Below are 20,017 nucleotides of genomic sequence, written 5' to 3' on the forward strand. Positions count from 1 at the left end.
GATCGTGGGACCGGCCCATCCTTGCGCAAAATGCGTTCGCACGACCATCTATACGCTTGAGTCATGGATGTCGAGCTGAAGCAGTTGCGCTGCCTCGTCGCGATCGTCGACGAGGGCACCTTCACCGACGCCGCCATCGCCCTCGGCGTCTCCCAGGCCGCCGTCTCCCGATCGCTGGCCTCCCTCGAACGTGCTCTGGGCGTCCGGCTGCTTCGGCGCACCTCCCGCGAGGTCACCCCGACGGGGACGGGACTGCGCGTCCTGGCGCACGCCCGCCGGGTGCTCGGCGAGGTGGACGGCCTGGTCAGGGAGGCGACCTCCGGGCACGCCCGGCTGCGGATGGGCTACGCCTGGGCGGCACTCGGCCGGCACACCCCGGCCTTCCAGCGCCGCTGGGCCGCCGCCCACCCGGGGACCGACCTCCAGCTCGTACGTGCCAACTCCTCCACCGCGGGGCTCGCCGAGGGCGCCTGCGACCTGTCGGTCGTGCGCAGGCCGGTGGACGACCGACGGTTCGACTCCGCCATCGTGGGACTGGAGCGGCGACTGTGCGCGGTGGCCGCCGACGACCCCCTGGCCAGGCGTCGCTCGGTCCGGCTGGCCGACCTCAGCGGGCGCACCCTCGTCGTCGACCGCCGTACCGGCACCACGACCACCGACCTCTGGCCGCCCGACTCGCGTCCGGCGATCGAGGAGACGCACGACGTCGACGACTGGCTCACGGTGATCTCCACGGGCCGCTGCATCGGCATGACCGCCGAGGCCACCGCCCACCAGTACCCACGCCCAGGAGTCGTCTACCGGCCGGTCCGCGACGCCGAACCCATCGCAGTACGCCTCGCCTGGTGGCGCGACGACCCGCATCCGGCCACGCAGGCGGCGATCGAGCTGCTGACGGCCCTGTACCGGGGCGACTGACACGGCACACACGGGGGGAACCGACAAGGCACACGGGGCGGGAAGGGCCCTATCCACTTCTCGCGGATCCTGATTGCGCGGTGCGCGGCCGTGAACCGCTTCCCCGCGCCTGTCCGGGTCCTTCCCGTCACCTCCAGCACACCATGCCGGCGGCGGGTACGCCAGGCCCGTTCGTCCCTTCATGAGGGCACAAAGGTGACAACATGGGCGGGACGGGTACCCATGAGCGGATCCCGCCCGGCGCGGGTGAACCGTCGAGTGGAGGTGGGGAGGCCGTGCGCCTCGCATTCCATGGTGCCGACGCGGCCGGACGTCCCCCGGACGCCGTAGCCGCGCGACGGCGCCCCGTGCGCCGAGCGCGCCCCGTCCCTCCCCAGCGGTCGTGACCGTGCGGCGGCCCTCCGGCGCAGGCGAATCCCGGGTTGCTCCCGACCCTTCCGCGACCCCGCTCGCGCCCGCCCTGCGGGAAGTGCGTGCCGTCGTCTTCGACACCGACGGGGTGATCACCGACTCGGCGAAGGTGCACGCCGCCGCATGGAAGGTCGCCTTCGACGACTACCTGCGCGCCCATCCGCCCGCCGATCCCGATCAGCGACACCTCTTCGACGTGCGGGACGACTACCTGCGCCATGTGGACGGCAAGTCCCGCCTCGACGGAGCAGCCGCCTTCCTCGCCGCGCGCGGCATCGACACGTCGGAGGAGACGGTCCGGACCGTCGCCGAGGCCAAGGAGCGCCTCTTCACGGCCCGGCTGCGCGATCAGGGCGTCGACGCCTACCCGGGCACCGTACGGCTCGTGCGGGCACTGCGCGCCGCGGGAGTGCCGCGAGCCGCCGCGTCCGCGTCCCGGCATGCGGGTGAGCTGTTGAGCCGGGCGGGTGTGCTCGATCTGTTCGACGCCCTGGTGGACGGCGGTGAGGCGGCCCGGCTGGGTCTCGCGGGCAAGCCGCAGCCCGACCTGTTCCTGGAGGCAGTGGACCGGCTCGGCGTGGCGGCCGACCGTGCCGCCGTCGTCGAGGATGCCCTGGCGGGCGTGGAGGCCGGCAGACGGGGCGGATTCGCCCTGGTGGTCGGCGTGGACCGGGCCGCCGGGCCGGACACGGGGGCGCGGCTGCTGCGGCACGGCGCCGACATCGTCGTACGCGACCTCGGAGAACTCTGTGCGGGAGGGGAGCCGAAGTGACCGAGCCGGGCAGGGAGGCCGAGGCGATGGATCTGGGCACGGAAGTCGAAGTGGACGGCTGGAGCTGGGAGTACGCCGGCTACACACCCGCCGACGAGCGGCTGCGCGAATCGCTGTGCACGCTCGGCAACGGCTACTTCGCCACCAGGGGCGCGCTCCCCGAGTGCGCCGCCGACGATGTCCACTACCCGGGGACCTATGTGGCCGGCATCTACAACCGGCTCACCTCGGACGTGTCGGGCCGCCAGGTGGAGAACGAGGACATGGTCAATGTCCCGAACTGGCTGCCCCTGCGCTTCCGCATCCCCGAGGGGCCCTGGATCGACCCCGACACCGCCGACGTCCTCGAACACCGGCAGATGCTGCTCCTGGCCGAAGGGCTGCTGGAGCGCCGTACGCGCTACGACCTCGGCGACAACCGTGTGTTGACCGTACGTCAGCTTCGCATGGTGCATATGGCCGACCCACATGTGGCGGCCCTCCGTACCGAGTTCACGGTCGACGGGTTCTCCGGCCGGCTGGAGGTGGAGGCCGCCCTGGACGGCGGGGTCACCAACTCCGGCGTGGCACGCTACCGGGACCTCGACGGCCGCCATCTGACCCACATCCACACCGGCGTCTCCGCCCCGGACACGGTCTGGCTGCGCTGCCGCACCCGCACCTCGGACGTCCGGATCGGCCTCGCGGCCCGCCTCACCGCCGACGTGCCGGTCGTGGTGCGCCATGAACTCCCGCATGTCATCCAGCAGTTGACGATCGACCTGGAACCCGGCCGTACCGTCACCGTCGACAAGACCGTCGCCCTGCACACGTCCCGCGACCCGGCGATCAGCGACCCGCTGCACGCCGCCGTCGACCGGGTGGGCCGGTCCCCGGACTTCGACGCGCTCGCCGCGTGGCATCGCGCGGCCTGGGACCAGCTCTGGCGCCGCGCCGAACTCGACGTACCCGGTGAGTCGGGCCGCATCCTGCGCCTGCACCTCTTCCACGTCCTGCAGACCCTCTCCCCGCACACCGCCGACCTCGACGTAGGCGTGCCCGCCCGAGGACTGCACGGCGAGGCCTACCGCGGCCATGTCTTCTGGGACGAGCTGTTCGTGCTGCCCTACCTCAACCTGCACTTCCCGGAGGTCTCCCGCGCGCTGCTCCGCTACCGCCACCGCCGCCTCGAACAGGCCCGCACCACCGCCGCGGCGGCCGGCCACCGGGGCGCGATGTACCCCTGGCAGAGCGGCAGCGACGGGCGCGAGGAGACCCAGCAGCTGCACCTCAACCCACGCTCGGGACGCTGGCTGGCCGACCACTCCCACCTCCAGCACCATGTGGGATCGGCCATCGCATACAACGTGTGGCAGTACTGCGAGGCCAGCGGCGACCTGGAGTTCCGGCACACCAAAGGTGCCGAAATGCTGTTGCAGATCGCCCGCTTCTGGGGCGACAAGGCCGTCCACGACGATGCCATGGGGCGCTACCGCATCAAGGGCGTCGTCGGCCCCGACGAGTACCACGAGGCGTACCCGGACGCCGACGGGCCCGGCCTGGACGACAACGCCTACACCAACGTCACGGCGACCTGGGTGCTCGCCCGCACCCTGGAACTGCTGGACACCCTTCCCGAGCCCCGCCGGCGCGAACTCGCCGAACGTACCGGCCTGACCGCCGGCGAACTCGAACTCTGGGAGGACGTGTCGCACACGCTGCATGTGCCCTTCCACGACGACGTCATCAGCCAGTTCGAGGGCTATGGCGAGCTGTCCGAACTCGACTGGCACGGCTACCGGGGCCGGTACGGCGACATCCGGCGGCTGGACCGGATCCTGGAGGCGGAGGGTGACACCGTAAACCGCTACAAGGCATCCAAACAGGCCGACGTCCTGATGCTCGGCTACCTCTTCGCGCCGACCGAACTGGGGGGCCTGTTCCGCCGGTTGGGCCACCGGCTGGAAGAGGACATGTGGCGGCGCACCGTCGACTACTACATGCACCGCACCAGCCACGGCTCCACCCTCAGCGGCCTCGTCCACGGCTGGGTGCTGGCGCGCTGCCGGCGCAGCGAGGCGTGGAAGTTCGTCCAGGAGGCCCTCCAGGGCGACATCGCCGACGTCCAGGGCGGCACCACCGGCGAGGGCATCCACCTGGGCGCCATGGCCGGCACCCTCGACCTCGTACAGCGCGGGCTGACCGGCCTGGAGACCCGGGGCGGTGCCCTGTGGCTCGACCCCGTGCCGATGCCCGAGCTGTCCACCTACGGCTTCGCCCTGCGCTACCAGCACAACTGGGGCGTACGGCTCCGTCTGGAGCGCGGCCTGCTGGAGATCGAGGTCCCCTCCTCCGACGCTTCACCCATCGACGTACGCCTCCCGGACCGGGAGGTGTCCCTCCAGCCGGGGGAGAAGGGGCGGCTGGTGCTGCCGGACTGAGGGGGGCGGGCCGGGAGCGCCGGCGCGTGCCACGTGGGTCCCGCTCGCTGCCGCCGTTGCTCCCGTTCCGCACCGGCCCGGGCCGGTGCGGAATGCCGCGGGTGGGGGGAGGCTGGGAGGACGGCGGTCGACGGGCATGGCCGGAGCGGCCGCCCGCGGAACGGCCTGACGGCGTGGCGGTCGGCGGGCTCGGCCGGAGCGGCCGCCACGCGGAACGGCCGTACGGCGCTTCCGGGATCCCGGCGCGCCCCGGTCCCGGCCCGCACAGGCCGCCCGGCGTCCGCGGGACTGCCCGGAAAGGGGAACGCGATGATCGGCCCGGTTGTCGTAGGGGTGGACGGCTCGTCGTCGAGCATGGCGGCCGTGGAGGTCGCGGCACGCGAGGCCGCGCTCCGGGGCGTGGGGCTGCGGCTGGTGCACGCCTTCGGACGGCCCGGCGCGCACATCCCGCCCGGCGGACGGCCCTGGGAACCCAGCAGCGCCGCCGGACTGCGCGAGCTGATCGACGGCACGCTCACCGAGGCCCAGCAGCGTGCCCACGAGTCCGGGCCCGGCGTCGACATCACCCGCGAGGTCGTCGTCGGAGAACCCATCACGGTGCTGGAGATCGAGTCACGCACCGCCTCCCTGGCCGTCGTCGGCAGCCGGGGCCTGAGCCGGTTCGGTGCGCTGATGCTCGGCTCCACCGCGGGACACATGGCCGCCCACGCCGCCTGCCCGGTGCTCGTGGTGCGCCGCAGGCCCAATCCGGCCGGACCCGTCCTCCTGGCCGTCGACGGCTCGCCCGCGGCGCGCGGCGCGGTCGAGTTCGCCTTCGTCCACGCCTCACTGCACGGCGTACGGCTGGAGGCGCTGCACGCCTGGAGCGAGCGGAACGAGCGCGCTTACGGCGCTCCCGCCGACCCGCCGTTCGTGACGTACGACGAGGACCGGCTGCGTGACGAGGAGGAGCGGGTGCTCGCCGAGGCGCTGGGCGGGCTGCGCGACCGGTACCCCGATGTCGAGGTGGTCCGCAGGCTGGTGCGCGGACGGGTGCGGCACTCCCTCATCGAGGCCAGCGCGGACGCCGGTCTCGTGGTGGTCGGGGCGCGCGGGCGGGGCGGTTTCGCCGGGCTGCTCCTGGGCTCGGTCAGCCAGGCGGTGCTCCATCACGCCGAGTGCCCGGTCGCCGTGGTGCGGACCGAGCAGACGTGAGGCTCAGAGATTCGCGGCGTGGTCGGGGACGTAGTTCTGGAGCTCGCGCGGCGGTCGACGGTAGCCGGTCGAGTCCGGTCGCTCGGGCAGCTCCAGGACCGGCGGGGGCACGTCCTGGTACGGCACAGAGCCCAGCAGATGGGCGATCATGTTCAGCCGCGCCCGGCGCTTGTCGTCGCTCTCGACCACGTACCAGGGCGCCTCGCTGACGTCGGTGTGCACCAGCATCTCGTCCTTCGCCCGCGAGTAGTCCTCCCAGCGGGTGATGGACTCGAGGTCCATCGGGGACAGCTTCCAGCGGCGCAGGGGGTCGTCCAGCCGGCGGCGGAAACGCTCCTGCTGCTCCTCGTCGCTCACCGAGAACCAGTACTTGCGCAGCAGGATCCCGTCCTCCACCAGCATCCGCTCGAAGATGGGGCACTGGCGCAGGAAGAGCTGGTACTCCTCCCTGGTGCAGAACCCCATGACGTGCTCGACGCCGGCCCGGTTGTACCAGCTGCGGTCGAACAGCACGATCTCCCCGGCGGCCGGCAGATGCTCGACGTACCGCTGGAAGTACCACTGCGTGCGCTCGCGCTCCGTCGGCTTGGGCAGGGCCGTGATCCGGGCGACGCGCGGGTTGAGGTGCTCCGTGACGCGCTTGATGGTGCCGCCCTTGCCGGCCGCGTCCCGTCCCTCGAAGATCACGACCAGTCGCGCGCCCGTCGCGCGCACCCACTCCTGAAGCCGTACCAACTCCGTCTGGAGGCGAAGCAGTTCCTTCTCGTACTGCTTGCGGGGCAGCTTCTCCGCCTTGTCGCCGCTCATGCCGCCTCCCGCATCGTGCCCGAACACCCGAACAGCATCGAACAGCACCGTACTGACCGTCGACGCGTGCCGCACCCCGGACAACCGATCACGACCGCACATGGGCGGACGGCGGGCGGCCGGGCAGGATGGGCTCATGGACGATGCCGATCCACACATCCACGTCGACCGACGTGTGTCCCAGTACGACGCCCGGGTGCGCAATCTGCTGGCCGGCACGTTCGGCCTGGTCGGTGACCTGCCGGAGACGGTCACCACCGGCTGCGGGCTGCGGGTGCCGTACGCGATGACCTCCGCACGGCCGGAGAGCGTCACCTGCCTGACCTGCCGCGAGCACGGCCACGACCAGCACGTCCGCCTCGCCGAGCAGATCGAGCAGCTGGGTGCGATGCCGGGCGCCGTCGTCACGGGGGCTCAGGCGGGCCGGGCGGCGGAGCACCACCGCGATCTCGCGCGGAGGTTTGCACAGGGCGGGTGAAGCGCGGCCGGGTTTGGCCCCATCCCCTCCGGCTACCCGGCCCGTGTGACGACGACGACATCCCAGCAACAACTCGTCCAGTTCCTGGAGGACCGCTTCACCTGCGCCCAGGCCTGCACCGACTGCGCCCGGGCCTGCGCCCTGCGCGCGAGCCTGGTGGATCCCGACGGGACCGGGGAGATGGAAGTCCTGCGGCGCAAGGGCATCATGTGCGCGGAGGTCTGCGACGCGACCTGCCATGTGCTGTCCGAGCAGAACCTCCTCGACGAGGCCGCGATCCGCGCCCAGCTGGAGTGGTGCCGCTCCGTGTGCGTCGAATGCGCGCACGCTTTCGACGCGTTTCCCGGCGGCGAGGAGACGGCCGAGGCGTGCCGCAGGTGCGCGAAGGCGTGTACCGAGTTCATGGGGACCCTTGCCTGACCGTTCCCAATTTCTGGAACACGTTCTACGGTGTGCGCCGTCAGGACCGCCCTTGGGGAGCCTGGAGGCGCCGTGCATCTGGAATACACACCCGAGCAGCAGCGGCTGCGCAGCGAACTGCGCGACTACTTCGCCGAACTGGTGCCGGACCTCGCACAGACCCGCTTCACCGACCCGGCAGCGCAGAAGCGCCACTACCGCAGCACGATCCGCCGGCTCGGCGGGGACGGCTGGCTCGGGGTGGGCTGGCCCAAGGAGTACGGCGGACGCGGCCTGACCACCATCGAACAGTTCATCTTCTTCGACGAGGCCGCCCAGGCGGGCGTACCGCTGCCCCTGATGGCGCTCAACACCGTCGGCCCGACGATCATGCAGTACGGCACGGACGAGCAGAAGTCGTACTTCCTGCCGAAGATCCTCTCCGGCGAGATCGATTTTGCGATCGGCTACAGCGAGCCCGAGGCGGGCACCGACCTGGCGTCCCTGAAGACGCGCGCGGTACGCGAAGGCGACGAGTACGTCGTCAACGGCCAGAAGATCTGGACCACCAACGGCGACACGGCCGACTGGGTCTGGCTCGCGACCCGCACCGACCCGGACGCCCCGCCCCACAAGGGCATCACCATGCTCCTCGTCCCCACCACCGACCCGGGCTACTCCTGCACCCTCATCAACACCCTTGCCTCGCACGACACCACCGCCAGCTACTACGAGAACATCCGCGTCCCCGTCTCCCGCCGCGTCGGCGCCGAGAACCAGGGCTGGCGGCTGATCACCAACCAGCTCAACCACGAGCGCGTCACCCTCGCCGCCCACGGCACCATGGCCATCCGCGCCCTGCACGACGTCCAGCGCTGGGCGATGGAGACCAAGCTCGCCGACGGCCGCCGGGTGATCGACCTGCCCTGGGTGCGCCGCCGCCTCGCCCAGACCCATGCGAAGCTCGACGCGCTCAAGCTCCTCAACTGGCAGATGGTCAGCGCCGTCCAGGACGGCACGCTCACCCCGCAGGACGCCTCCGCCGTCAAGGTCTACGGCTCCGAGGCCCGCCGCGACGCCTACGCCTGGCTGATGGAGATCGTCGCCGCACCGGGAGCCCTCAAGGAGGGCTCGGCGGGCGCCGTACTCCACGGCGAACTGGAACGCGGCTACCGCTCCGCCGTGATCTTCACCTTCGGTGGCGGCAACAACGAGATCCAGCGCGAGATCATCTCGTGGATCGGCCTGGGGATGCCGCGGGTCCGGCGTTAGCCTTCGGGCATGGGCGATCCCGGGCTGTTCACGCCGAACTCGGTCACCTGGCAGATGCACGCCGACCCCATGATGTGGGTCGCCGGGATCCGCGCGCTGTATCTGCAGGCCCTGCACCCGCGCGCGGTGCGCGGCGTCATGCAGAACTCCGACTTCCGGCACGACGCCTGGGGCCGGCTGCTGCGCACCGCGAACTTCGTCGGGACGATCACGTACGGCACCACCGAGGCCGCCGAGAAGGCCGGCGCGCGCGTGCGGAAGATCCACAGCATGCTGAGCGCCACCGATCCGGACACGGAGGAGCGCTACGGCGTCGACGAACCCGAACTGCTGCTGTGGGTGCACTGCGCCGAGATCGACTCATACCTCCAGGTCGGACGCCGCTCCGGCTTCCGCCTCACCGACGCCGAGGCCGACCGGTACATTGCCGAACACCGGGCAAGTGCACGCCTGGTGGGCCTCGACCCCGACGCCGTACCGGCGAACAGGGCGCAGCTGGCGGCGTACTTCGAGCAGGTGCGCCCCGAGCTGGCGTGCGGACCCGAGGCACGCGCGGTGGACGACTTCCTGCTCCACCCGCCCACGCACCCCCTGCTCGTCCCGGCGCGCGAGGTGCTGTGGCGGCGCGTGGCGAACCTGGCGTACGCCGCCCTGCCGCCATACGCCCACGAGCTGTACGGCAGACCGGCCCCGGAACCCGCCACCGTCACCCGTCAGTTGCGTGCCACGGGCACCCTGCTGCGCTGCGTTCCCGCACGTCTGCGCTGGCAACTCCCGCCCAAACACATCCTGCGGGCCATGGCACGGCTCGGTCCCGGCTCGCGCCCGGCACCGTACAAACTCGGACGACAGCTCGCCATACTGGACGAGTCGGGGGAGGGCGGGCGGACCAGCACGGGGGGCGAGCGCGGTAGATGGGGGACAGCAGGCTGATCCAGGGCCGGTATCGGCTGCTCGATCCGATCGGGCGCGGCGGCATGGGCGAGGTGTGGCGTGCGCGCGACGAGTCGCTGGGCCGGCATGTCGCCGTGAAGTGCCTCAAGCCGCTCGGACCCCACCACGACCAGTCCTTCTCCCGCGTGCTGCGGGAGCGGTTTCGCCGTGAGGCCCGGGTGGCCGCGGCCCTCCAGCACCGCGGCGTCACCGTCGTCCACGACTTCGGCGAGTCCGACGGCATACTGTTCCTGGTCATGGAGCTGCTGCAGGGCCGCAACCTCAGTCAGCTCCTGGAGGACAACAGGCACCATCCGCTGCCCGTCCCGGACGTCGTCGAGATCGCCGACCAGGTCGCCGCCGCCCTTGCCTACACCCACCAGCAGGGCATCGTGCACCGCGATCTGAAGCCGGCGAACATCATGCGGCTCGCCGACGGCACGGTGAAGATCTGCGACTTCGGCATAGCGCGCCTCGCCCACGACATCGGCTTCACCTCCCGGCTGACCGGCACCGGCATCGCGATGGGCACCCCGCACTACATGTCGCCGGAACAGATCGGCGGCGAGGACGTGGACCAGCGCAGCGACCTGTACTCGCTCGGGTGCGTGCTGTACGAGATCGCCACCGGGGTGCCGCCGTTCGACCTCGACGACCCGTGGGCGATCCTCGTCGGCCATCGCGACACCCCGCCCCGCCCGCCGCGCAGCCACCGCGCCGAGCTGCCCGAGTTCTTCGAGCAGGTCATCCTCGACCTGCTGGCCAAGCGCCCCGAGGAACGTCCGCACGACGGGCGGGAGTTGGGCCGCCGGATCGGTCTGGGCCGTACGACACCCGCTTACGTACCGACCGTGGTGACCCCGCAGCCCGCGCCGAGGGACCCGGAGCCGGTGACCCGCGAGCCCCGGCTGCCGTCCTGGACCCGCGGCATGACCACCGGCCACAAGGCCACCGGCGCCGGACTGCGCACCACACCCCCGGACGCCGGGGCCGGGCTGACCGGCGAGTGGATCCCGCGGCCCACCACCGGCAGGCCCGCGGAGAGCGCCGTACCCGAGGGGCGCCCCGCCCCGTCCGCGGCGACGCTCGCCGCACTCGCCGGGCGGCACAACGCCGGGCTGAGCCTCGGCCGGCTGGGGCGCTGGACCGAGGCGGGCGAGGTGCACCGGGCCGTCGCCGCCGAGCGCGAGCACCTCCTCGGCCCCGACCACCCCGATACCCTCGCCAGCCGCTACGAGGTCGCGTTCACGCTCAGCCGCACCGGCCGCGCCGCCGACGCCCTGCGCGAGTACAAGCACGTCGCCCGCGCCCGCAGCCTCGCCCTCGGCCCGGACCACCCCGAGACGCTCGCCGCGCGACAGGAAATGGCGTACGTACTGGGCCAGTTGGGCCGCCATTTCGACGCGCACCAGGTCTATACGTCAGTGCTGGCGGCCCGCGAGCGGACCATGGGCGGCGATCACCCCGACACGCTGCGCTGCCGCCACAACCTCGCCTTCAGCCTCAGCAGACTCGGGCGCCTGGAGGACTCGTACCGCATGGCCGACGAGGTCGCCGCAGCTCGCGCCCGCATCCTCGGCCGGCACCACCCCGACACCCTGGTCACCCGCTACGAAGTCGCCTACGCGCTCGGCCAGCTGGGGCGCTGGGCGGAGGCGCTCCAGACCTACCGGGAGGTCGCCGAGGCCCGCGCCCAGGCACTCGGCCCCGACCACCCCGACACCCTCGCCGCCCGCTACGAGGTCGGCATCAGCCTCGGCCGGCTCGGACTCAGCGCGGATGCGTTCCGCCTCTACCGCGACCTCGTCGACGACCGCACCCGCGTCCACGGCCCCGCCCACCCCGAGACCCTGCGCGCCCGCCACGGCCTCGGCGTCAACCTCGGCCGTCTCGGGCACTGGGAGGAGGCCCTCGCCGAGTCCCGCGACGTGTGCGCGATCCGGGAGCGGGTGCTGGGCCCCGACCACCCGGACACCCTGGTCAGCCGCCGCGAGGTCGCCGTGAGCCTCGGCTGGCTCGGCCGCTGGCCGGACGCGCTCACCGAGTACCGCAGGGTCGCCGCCGCCCGCGAACACGTCCTCGGCCCCGACCACCCCGACACCCTCGCCAGCCGCAACGACGAGGCCCACTGCCTCGAACAACTCGGCCGGGGCGCGGAGGCGGTCGAGCTGTACCGCAGGGTCGCGGTACTGCGGCAGCAGCGGGCGACCGGCGGGCAGTGACCGACGCCCGGTCGTCCCACCTATGGCCGACCTAGATCATCGCGTGTTACCAAGAACCATGCCTGCACACGAGGGAACCCCCGCACACGGTACGTACGACGTCGTCATCGTCGGCGGCGGTCACAACGGCCTGGTCGCCGCCGCCTACCTGGCCCGGGCCGGGCGGTCCGTGCTCGTCCTCGAGCGGCTGGACCACACCGGCGGTGCCGCCGTGTCCACGCGGCCGTTCGCCGGGGTCGACGCACGGCTCTCCCGCTACTCGTACCTGGTCAGCCTGCTGCCCGACAAGATCGTGCGGGACCTCGGCCTGACCTTCCGGGTGAGCAAGCGCGACGTCTCCTCGTACACCCCCGTGGAACGGGCGGGGCGCCCGACGGGACTGCTGGTGGGCGGCGGTGAGGACCGCACCCGGGAGGCGTTCGCCCGCCTCACCGGCGGCGAGCGCGAGTACGAGGCTTGGCAGCGCTTCTACGGCATGACCGGCGAGGTCGCCCGGCGGGTGTTCCCGACGCTCACCGAACCCCTGCCGGGCCGCGAGGAACTGCGCCGCCGGGTGGACGACGAGGAGGCCTGGCGGCTGCTCTTCGAGGAGCCCGTCGGCGTCGCGATCGAGGAGCGGTTCTCGGACGACCTGGTGCGGGGCGTGGTCCTCACGGACGCCCTGATCGGCACCTTCGCCGACGCCCACGACACCTCGCTGAAGCAGAACCGTTGCTTCCTCTACCACGTGATCGGCGGCGGCACCGGCGACTGGGACGTCCCCGTCGGCGGCATGGGCGCCCTCACCGACGCCCTGGCCACGGCGGCGCGCGAGGCGGGCGCGGTCATCGTCACCGGACACGAGGCGGTACGGATCGACACGGACGGCCGCAACGCCGAGGTCACCTACCGCACGGCGGACGGCGAGGGGGTCGCCGCCGCCGGCCACGTCCTGGTCAACGCCTCCCCGCAGACACTGGCCGCCCTCACCGGCGACACGCCGCCCACCCCCGCCGAGGGCGCCCAGCTCAAGGTGAACATGCTGCTCAAGCGGCTGCCCCGGCTGCGCGACAGCTCCGTCGACCCGCGCGAAGCGTTCGCCGGCACCTTCCACATCGCCGAGGGCTACGACCAGCTGGCCACCGCCCACGCCCAGGCCGCCGCCGGTGAACTCCCCGCCGCGCCGCCGTCCGAGATCTACTGCCACTCGCTGACGGACCCGACCATCCTCGGCCCCGACCTCGTCGAACAGGGCTACCAGACCCTCACCCTGTTCGGCCTGCACACACCGGCCCGGCTCTTCGCGCGCGACAACGACGCCGTACGCGAGGAGCTGCTGAAGTCGACGCTGGCCCAACTCGACGCCCACCTCGCCGAACCGATCGCCGACTGCCTGGCGACGGACGAGGAGGGCCGCCCGTGCATCGAGGCGAAGACCCCGCTGGACCTGGACCACGACCTGCGGCTGCCCGGCGGGAACATCTTCCACCGGGACCTGTCCTGGCCGTACGCCCAGGAGGGCACCGGCCGCTGGGGCGTGGAGACCCGCCACGCGAACGTGCTGCTGTGCGGGGCCGGCGCGGTGCGCGGGGGAGGGGTGAGCGGGGTGCCGGGCCACAACGCGGCCATGGCGGTGCTGGAGAGCGGCGACTAGGCGGGGGAGCCGCTTTCCACTGGACGGCGACTGGGCGTGGGCGCCGCTCTCCCCTGGGCGGCACTAGGTGTAGGCGCCTGGACCGCGACTAGGCACGGGTGCCGCTATCCCCCTCGACGGCAGCTAGGCGCGCGTGCCGCCGTCCACCTGGAGGATCACGCCGGTGACATAGGAGGCGCGGTCGCTCAGCAGCCACGCGGCGGCCTGGGCGATCTCCTCCGGGGCGGCGGCCCGGCCCAGCGGGTTCTGCGCGGTGATCCGGTCGATGATCCCGGGGGAGTGGGTCTCCCACTGGTCGACCATGTCCGTGAGCGTGAGTCCGGGGGCGATGGCGTTCACGCGGATGCCCTCGCGGCCGTACGTGGCCGCGGCCGAGGCGGTCAGGCTGTTCACGGCCCGCTTCATGGCACCGTACACCGGCAGCTCGGGGTTGGCCGCCAGGCTGCCGACGCTGGAGTTGTTGACGATCGCCCCGCGTCCGGCGGTGGCGCGGATCGCGGCGATCTCCGCCTTCATCGCCAGCCACGGCCCCCTGAGGTTGACGGTGGCGACGCGGTCGAACTCGGCGTCCGAGAGCTGGTCCATCGGGCCGGGCGGCTGGATCGTCGCACCGTTGTTGAAGGCGACGTCCAGCCGCCCGTACAGCTCCACGGCCCGGTCGACGGCGGCCCGGACACTGTCGGCGTCGGCCAGGTCGCACAGCACGTGGTCCGCGGTGCCGCCGGCCGCCCGGATCTCCTCGGTGACCGCCTTGAGCTGCGCCTCGGTACGGGCCGCGAGCAGCACCCGGGCCCCTTCCCGGGCGAACAGCCGAGCTGCGGCGGCACCGATGCCCCGGCTCGCGCCGGTGACGAACGCGACCTTGCCGGAGAGCAGGCCGGGCGAGGTGACGGGTGTGTCGTCGGGGCCGGTCGAGATGTCGGGCGTGTCAGCTGTGTCGGTCGAGATGTCAGGTGCGTTGTTCATGCCGTCGAGCCTGCGACCGGCCGCGAGGCCCAGCCAGGCACCGGCGGTACCTGGCTGGGCGCCCGGCGCCGCGCGCACACTGGAGACGTGGACCGAAGAGAACTGGCGGACTTCCTGCGCAGCCGCCGCGAGCGCATCGCCCCCGCCGACGTGGGGCTGCCGGCCGGCTCGCGCAGGCGTACGCCGGGTCTGCGCCGCGAGGAGGTGGCGCAGCTGGCCTTCATCTCGACGGAGTACTACACCCGCCTCGAACAGGCCCGCGGCCCGCACCCCTCCCGCGAGGTGCTGGCCCAGCTCGCCCGTGCCCTGCGCCTGTCCGACGCCGAGCGAACCCACCTCCACCACCTCGCCGGTGCCCCGCCAGGACCGCCGCCGGGACCGACGCGCGAGGTCCGCCAGAGCATCGTCGACCTGCTGCACCGGCTCCCGAACGCCGCGGCGACGGTGATCTCGGCGACGTTCGAGATCATCGCCTGGAACGACCTCGCGGCAGCCCTCATGGAGGACTTCTCCGCCCTGCCGCGCGCCGACCGGAACCTCGTCCGGCGCGCCTTCCTCGGCCCGCACCGGGACGGACGCAGGCTCTACGGCGTCTCGGACGTCACCCAGTTCGCGCGCAACTCGGCACAGCAGCTGCGCGCCGCCGCGGCCCGCTATCCGGACGACCCGGAACTCAAAGGGCTGATCCGCGAACTCCTCGACGGCAGCCAGGAGTTCGCCCGGCTGTGGGCGGCCCACGACGTGGCGCCCGCTCCCACGCTCATCAAGACCTTCGACCACCCCGTCGTCGGCCCCGTCACCGTCAACTGCGACGTCCTCGACCTCGCCGACCGCGACCAGCGGGTCGTCATCTACACCGCCACGCCCGGGACGCCGTCGGAGGAGGCGCTACGGCTGCTGTCCGTCCTCGGCACGCAACGCCTCGACGTCCCCGGCTGAACCGTCAGTCCGCCGACGCGGCCCAGCCGCTCGCGCTGATCCGCGCCGCGTCGGCCGGCCTGGCGTCGTCGAACAGGACCGTGTCCGCCGCCTCGACGCGGACGTCGTCGACATACGCGCCCCGGCCCACGTACAGCCGGTCGGTGGCGTACCGCCAGCGGATCCCCAGCTGCCGGTGCGCGGGGAGTTCCGCCGTGAGCCGGTGCCACACACGGCCGGACCAGCCGGTGACGGTGCCGGCCGGACGGGGCTGCGGCTCCTCGCCGTGGCGGGTCGTGGTGAAGGGCAGCGGCTGCCAGGTGGCCCCGCCGTCCGTCGTCGCCTCAAGGGCGAGCACGTCGGCCTGGGGTTCGGTGTCCCACCACAGGGCGCAGCACAGCCCGGCATCGCCGGACGATGTGTCGAGCGCGGGGAGTGTGAGGGTCGCGGTCGTGTCGGCCGCCATGCCCGAGAACCATGCCGTACGGCCGTGGCGCGGGCGAACCGCGACCGCGCGCGCCATGTTGTTCGCGGCCGCCACCCGGGGAGCCGAGCCGGAGCGCCAACTGCGCACCGGATGCACCGAGTTGCCGAGAACGACGAGGAAGGAGTCGGTCGTCGGGTCGAGCACCAGCGAGGTGCCGGTGAACCCGGTGTGCCCCGCGGTGCGCGGGGTGGCCATCGCGCCCATGTACCAGTGCTGGTAGAGCTCGAAGCCGAGACCGTGCTCGTCGCCGGGGAAGGCGGTGTTGAAGTCGGTGAACATCAGCTCCACCGACTCCGGCTCCAGGATGCGGGAGCGGCCGTAGGCACCACCGTTGAGCAGCGTCCGGCCGAGGACCGCGAGATCCCACGCGTTCGAGAACACACCGGCGTGGCCGGCGACCCCGCCGAGGCTGAAGGCGTTCTCGTCGTGCACCTCGCCCCACACGAGGCCACGGTCCAGACCGGACCAGGGTGCGCGGGCGTCCTCGGTGGCCGCGATCCCCGGTCTCCACGCGGCGGGCGGGTTGTAGCGGGTGCGGCGCATACCGAGCGGGCCGGTGATCTCATCGCGGAGGAGGACGTCGAGCGCCCGGCCGGTGATCTTCTCCAGGACCAGTTGAAGGGAGATCAGGTTCAGATCCGAGTAGAGGTACTTGGTGCCCGGCGGGTTCAGCGGCGCCTCGTTCCAGATGAGTTCGAGCTTTCCCTCGTACGTCGGCGCGCTGTACAGCGGGATCCAGGCGCGGAACCCTGAGGTGTGGGTGAGGAGCTGACGGATCGGGATGTCCTGCTTGCCCGCGCGGCCGAAGTCGGGCAGGTAGGAGGCGACGGTGGCCTCCAGGCCGAGAGTGCCGCGTTCGATCTGCTGCACGGCGAGGATCGAGGTGAACAGCTTGGAGACCGAGGCCAGATCGAAGACGGTGTCCCCGGCCATCGGGAGCTGCTGGTCGGCCGGGAACTCGACGCCGGTGTCGGTCTTCTCGTCGTACGCCTGATAACGCACCGCCATGCCGATCGGCTCGTGCAGGGCCACCGTGCCGCCGCGGCCGGCGAGCAGCACGGCCCCCGCGTACCAGGGGTGCTTGGGGGAGGGGCCCAGGAACGCCTCGGCGTCGGTGACGAGCCGGCGCAGGTGGCCGGGGAGGAGCCCCGCGCGCTCGGGTGAGCCGTGGCGCAGTGTGGTGCGGTGCCGCGAGGAGGCGGTGGCCGCCGCGGGTCCGGCGGGGAAGGGTGCGATGGCCAGGGCGCCGCCCAGAGCCACAGCCGTCCTGCCCAGTTGACGCCGGGTCAGTCTGTTGCCGCCGTCGGTCATCGAGGTTCCTCCCGCCGCTCCGCCTGAAAGTATCTTTCCGGGATCACCTTGCGTGGTGAAACTTTCCTGTCAGGCGTGGGCCGTGTCAACGGTGCGTTCACCGCAAGAGATCTGACGGTGTATCAGAAAAGGCCTTCCGTCGTCCGGAGGACTGCGGCATCCTGCGCCCATGCAGACGGAGCTGAGCAAGAAACTGGGAGTCGAGCACGCCATTTTCGGCTTCACGCCGTTCCCCGCCGTCGCCGCGGCCATCAGCCGGGCCGGCGGCTTCGGAGTGCTCGGCGCGGTCCGCTACACAGCCCCGGACGACCTCAAACGCGACCTCGACTGGGTCGAGGCACATGTCGACGGCCGGCCCTACGGCCTGGACGTCGTCATGCCGGCGAAGAAGGTCGAGGGCGTCACCGAGGCCGACGTCGAGGCGATGATCCCGGAAGGGCACCGGCAGTTCATCAGAGACACCCTCGCCAAGTACGGCGTGCCCGAACTGGCCGAGGGAGAGGCCGCCGGCTGGCGGATCACCGGCTGGATGGAGCAGGTCGCCCGAGGCCAGCTCGACGTCGCCTTCGACTACCCGATCAAGCTGCTCGCCAACGCCCTCGGCTCACCGCCCGCGGACGTCGTGGAGCGCGCCCACGACCGCGGTGTGCTCGTCGCCGCCCTCGCGGGCAGCGCCCGGCACGCCCGCAAGCACCAGGAGGCGGGCATCGACATCGTCGTCGCCCAGGGTTACGAGGCGGGCGGCCACACCGGGGAGATCGCCTCCATGGTGCTCACCCCGGAGGTCGTCGAAGCGGTCGACCCGCTGCCCGTGCTCGCGGCCGGGGGCATCGGCAGCGGACAACAGGTGGCTGCCGCGTTCAGTCTCGGCGCTCAAGGTGTGTGGCTGGGCTCCATGTGGCTGACCACCACGGAAGCGGACCTGCACTCGACCGCGCTGACCGCCAAGCTGCTCGCCGCCGGCTCCGGCGACACCGTCCGCTCCCGCGCCCTGACCGGGAAACCCGCACGCCAGTTGCGCACCGAGTGGACCGACGCCTGGGACGACCCGGACGGGCCCGGCACCCTCCCCATGCCCCTCCAGGGACTGCTCGTCGCCGAGGCCGTCTCCCGCATCCAGAAGTACGAGGTCGAGCCCCTGCTCGGCACACCCGTCGGACAGATCGTGGGCCGGATGAACAGCGAACGCAGCGTCCAGGCCGTCTTCGACGATCTCACCCGCGGTTTCGAGCAGGCCGTCGACCGCATCAACCGCATCGCCGGAAGGAGCGGCCAGTGACCAGCACTCCCGCGGCAAACGCCGTCAGCACCCCGCCCGTCGGCTTCTGGGCCCAGGCCACCGCCGACCCCGACCGCGAGGTCCTCGTCGCCCCCGACGGCGAACGGTGGACCGCCGGGCGCCTGCACGCCGTCACCAACCGTCTCGTCCACGGCCTGCGCGCGGCCGGCCTGCGACGCGGCGACGCCTTCGCGGTCGTCCTCCCCAACGGGGTCGAGTTCTTCACCGCGTACCTGGCCGCCTCCCAGGCCGGCTTCTACCTGGTCCCGGTGAACCACCACTTCGTCGGCCCCGAGATCGCCTGGATCGTCGCCGACTCCGGTGCCAAGGTGCTCATCACCCACGAGCGCTTCGCCGGTCCGGTCCGAGCGGCCGCCGACGAGGCCGGACTCCCGGCCACCCACCGCTACGCGGTCGGCGAGGTCGAGGGCTTCCGCCCCTACGCCGAACTCCTCGACGGGCAGCCGGACTCGGCTCCCGAGGACCGCACGCTCGGCTGGGTCATGAACTACACCTCCGGCACCACCGGCCGCCCCCGCGGCATCCGCCGCCCGCTGCCCGGCAAGCCACCCGAGGAGGCGTACCTGGGCGGCTTCCTCGGCATCTTCGGCATCAAGCCGTTCGACGACAACGTGCACCTCGTCTGCTCGCCGCTCTACCACACCGCCGTGCTCCAGTTCGCGGGAGCGTCCCTCCACATAGGGCACGGGCTGGTGCTGATGGACAAGTGGACACCCGAGGAGATGCTGCGTGTCATCGACGCACACAAGTGCACGCACACCCATATGGTCCCGACCCAGTTCCACCGCCTGCTGGCCCTGCCCGAAGGCATCCGGACCCGCTACGACGTCACCTCCATGCGGCACGCCATCCACGGCGCCGCCCCCTGCCCCGACCATGTGAAGCGGGCGATGCTGGACTGGTGGGGCCCCTGTGTGGAGGAGTACTACGCCGCAAGCGAGGGCGGTGGCGCCTTCGCGACCGCCGAGGACTGGCTCAAGAAGCCCGGCACGGTGGGCAAGGCCTGGCCGATCAGCGAACTCGCGATCTTCGACGACGACGGCAACCGGCTCTCGCACGGCGAACTCGGTACCGTCTACCTCAAGATGAACACCGGTGGCTTCGCCTACCACAAGGACGAGACCAAGACGAAGAAGAACCGCATCGGCGACTTCTTCACCGTCGGCGACCTCGGCTACCTCGACGAGGACGGCTATCTCTTCCTGCGCGACCGCAAGATCGACATGATCATCTCCGGCGGGGTCAACATCTACCCCGCCGAGATCGAGTCCGCCCTGCTGGCCCACCCGGCCGTCGCCGACGCCGCCGCCTTCGGCATCCCGCACGACGACTGGGGCGAGGAGGTCAAGGCCGTCGTCGAACCGGCCCCGGGCCACGAGCCGGGCCCTGCCCTGGCCGCTACGATCCTCGACCACTGCGCCGGCCAACTCGCCGGCTACAAGCGCCCCAAGAGCGTCGACTTCATCACAGAGATGCCACGCGACCCCAACGGCAAGCTGTACAAGCGGCGGCTGCGGGACCCGTACTGGGAGGGGCGCACGCGGGCCGTGTGACCGCAGCCGCGAGGCGTTCGCGG

At 72.1% G+C, this 20,017-nt stretch carries 16 protein-coding genes; 13 read left to right on the plus strand and 3 right to left on the minus strand.

What is annotated here, in order from left to right; all coding sequences use genetic code 11:
* Positions 1-63 precede the first annotated feature (63 nt).
* The 4 genes from CP983_RS40375 (at position 64) to CP983_RS40390 (ending at position 5,715) form a co-directional block, all read left to right on the plus strand.
* Positions 64-918: a LysR family transcriptional regulator gene (locus CP983_RS40375; RefSeq protein WP_150505327.1), complete on the plus strand. Its 855-nt coding sequence runs from the start codon at positions 64-66 to the stop codon at positions 916-918.
* Positions 919-1,306: 388 nt separating this feature from the next.
* On the plus strand, positions 1,307-2,101 hold the full coding sequence (locus CP983_RS40380) for an HAD family hydrolase (RefSeq protein ID WP_150507173.1): 795 nt from the start codon (positions 1,307-1,309) through the stop codon (positions 2,099-2,101).
* A 50-nt stretch (positions 2,102-2,151) separates the two neighbouring features.
* Positions 2,152-4,521: a glycoside hydrolase family 65 protein gene (locus CP983_RS40385; RefSeq protein WP_150507175.1), complete on the plus strand. Its 2,370-nt coding sequence runs from the start codon at positions 2,152-2,154 to the stop codon at positions 4,519-4,521.
* A 309-nt stretch (positions 4,522-4,830) separates the two neighbouring features.
* Positions 4,831-5,715, plus strand: coding sequence for a universal stress protein (locus CP983_RS40390; protein ID WP_150505329.1), 885 nt, complete (start codon positions 4,831-4,833; stop codon positions 5,713-5,715).
* 3 nt (positions 5,716-5,718) lie between these two features.
* On the opposite strand, the gene ppk2 is transcribed toward CP983_RS40390, so the two are convergent.
* On the minus strand, positions 5,719-6,522 hold the full coding sequence (gene ppk2, locus CP983_RS40395; protein ID WP_150505331.1) for a polyphosphate kinase 2: 804 nt from the start codon (positions 6,520-6,522) through the stop codon (positions 5,719-5,721).
* 136 nt (positions 6,523-6,658) lie between these two features.
* On the opposite strand from ppk2, the gene CP983_RS40400 reads away from it, so the two are divergent.
* The 6 genes from CP983_RS40400 to CP983_RS40425 all read left to right on the plus strand — a co-directional run bounded on the left by CP983_RS40400 (position 6,659) and on the right by CP983_RS40425 (position 13,459).
* On the plus strand, positions 6,659-7,000 hold the full coding sequence (locus tag CP983_RS40400) for a hypothetical protein (protein ID WP_150505333.1): 342 nt from the start codon (positions 6,659-6,661) through the stop codon (positions 6,998-7,000).
* A gap of 45 nt (positions 7,001-7,045) precedes the next feature.
* Positions 7,046-7,420 carry a four-helix bundle copper-binding protein gene (locus CP983_RS40405; protein ID WP_107909943.1) on the plus strand — a complete coding sequence of 125 codons (375 nt, stop codon included), beginning with the start codon at positions 7,046-7,048 and terminating at the stop codon, positions 7,418-7,420.
* Between the two features lie 72 nt (positions 7,421-7,492).
* Positions 7,493-8,671, plus strand: a complete 1,179-nt coding sequence (locus CP983_RS40410; RefSeq protein ID WP_150505335.1) for an acyl-CoA dehydrogenase family protein — start codon at positions 7,493-7,495, stop codon at positions 8,669-8,671.
* 9 nt (positions 8,672-8,680) lie between these two features.
* The gene (locus CP983_RS40415; RefSeq protein ID WP_150505337.1) at positions 8,681-9,604 is read left to right on the plus strand and encodes an oxygenase MpaB family protein; all 924 of its coding nucleotides are present in this window, start codon (positions 8,681-8,683) and stop codon (positions 9,602-9,604) included.
* Positions 9,586-11,826 carry a serine/threonine-protein kinase gene (locus CP983_RS40420; RefSeq protein ID WP_150505339.1) on the plus strand — a complete coding sequence of 747 codons (2,241 nt, stop codon included), beginning with the start codon at positions 9,586-9,588 and terminating at the stop codon, positions 11,824-11,826. The genes CP983_RS40415 and CP983_RS40420 overlap by 19 nt, the downstream gene beginning before the upstream one ends.
* Positions 11,827-11,884: 58 nt before the next feature.
* Positions 11,885-13,459: a phytoene desaturase family protein gene (locus CP983_RS40425; RefSeq protein ID WP_189749111.1), complete on the plus strand. Its 1,575-nt coding sequence runs from the start codon at positions 11,885-11,887 to the stop codon at positions 13,457-13,459.
* 123 nt (positions 13,460-13,582) lie between these two features.
* Here the strand turns inward: CP983_RS40425 and CP983_RS40430 are convergent, their stop codons facing one another.
* Positions 13,583-14,425, minus strand: a complete 843-nt coding sequence (locus CP983_RS40430) for an SDR family NAD(P)-dependent oxidoreductase (protein WP_150505344.1) — start codon at positions 14,423-14,425, stop codon at positions 13,583-13,585.
* An 87-nt stretch (positions 14,426-14,512) separates the two neighbouring features.
* Between CP983_RS40430 and CP983_RS40435 the strand changes: the two genes are divergently transcribed.
* The gene (locus CP983_RS40435) at positions 14,513-15,364 is read left to right on the plus strand and encodes a helix-turn-helix transcriptional regulator (protein ID WP_150505346.1); all 852 of its coding nucleotides are present in this window, start codon (positions 14,513-14,515) and stop codon (positions 15,362-15,364) included.
* Positions 15,365-15,368: 4 nt separating this feature from the next.
* Here CP983_RS40435 and CP983_RS40440 read toward each other — a convergent pair whose 3' ends face one another.
* On the minus strand, positions 15,369-17,141 hold the full coding sequence (locus tag CP983_RS40440) for a serine hydrolase domain-containing protein (protein ID WP_150505347.1): 1,773 nt from the start codon (positions 17,139-17,141) through the stop codon (positions 15,369-15,371).
* Between the two features lie 169 nt (positions 17,142-17,310).
* Between CP983_RS40440 and CP983_RS40445 the strand changes: the two genes are divergently transcribed.
* Together CP983_RS40445 and CP983_RS40450 are read left to right on the plus strand one after the other, a co-directional pair.
* The gene (locus tag CP983_RS40445; protein WP_126902174.1) at positions 17,311-18,420 is read left to right on the plus strand and encodes an NAD(P)H-dependent flavin oxidoreductase; all 1,110 of its coding nucleotides are present in this window, start codon (positions 17,311-17,313) and stop codon (positions 18,418-18,420) included.
* The gene (locus tag CP983_RS40450) at positions 18,417-19,994 is read left to right on the plus strand and encodes an acyl-CoA synthetase (protein ID WP_150505349.1); all 1,578 of its coding nucleotides are present in this window, start codon (positions 18,417-18,419) and stop codon (positions 19,992-19,994) included. Before CP983_RS40445 ends, CP983_RS40450 begins: the two co-directional genes overlap by 4 nt.
* The last annotated feature ends 23 nt before the right edge of the window (positions 19,995-20,017 follow it).

It is taken from the genome of Streptomyces chartreusis (assembly GCF_008704715.1).
Taxonomy (GTDB): Bacteria; Actinomycetota; Actinomycetes; order Streptomycetales; family Streptomycetaceae; genus Streptomyces; species Streptomyces chartreusis.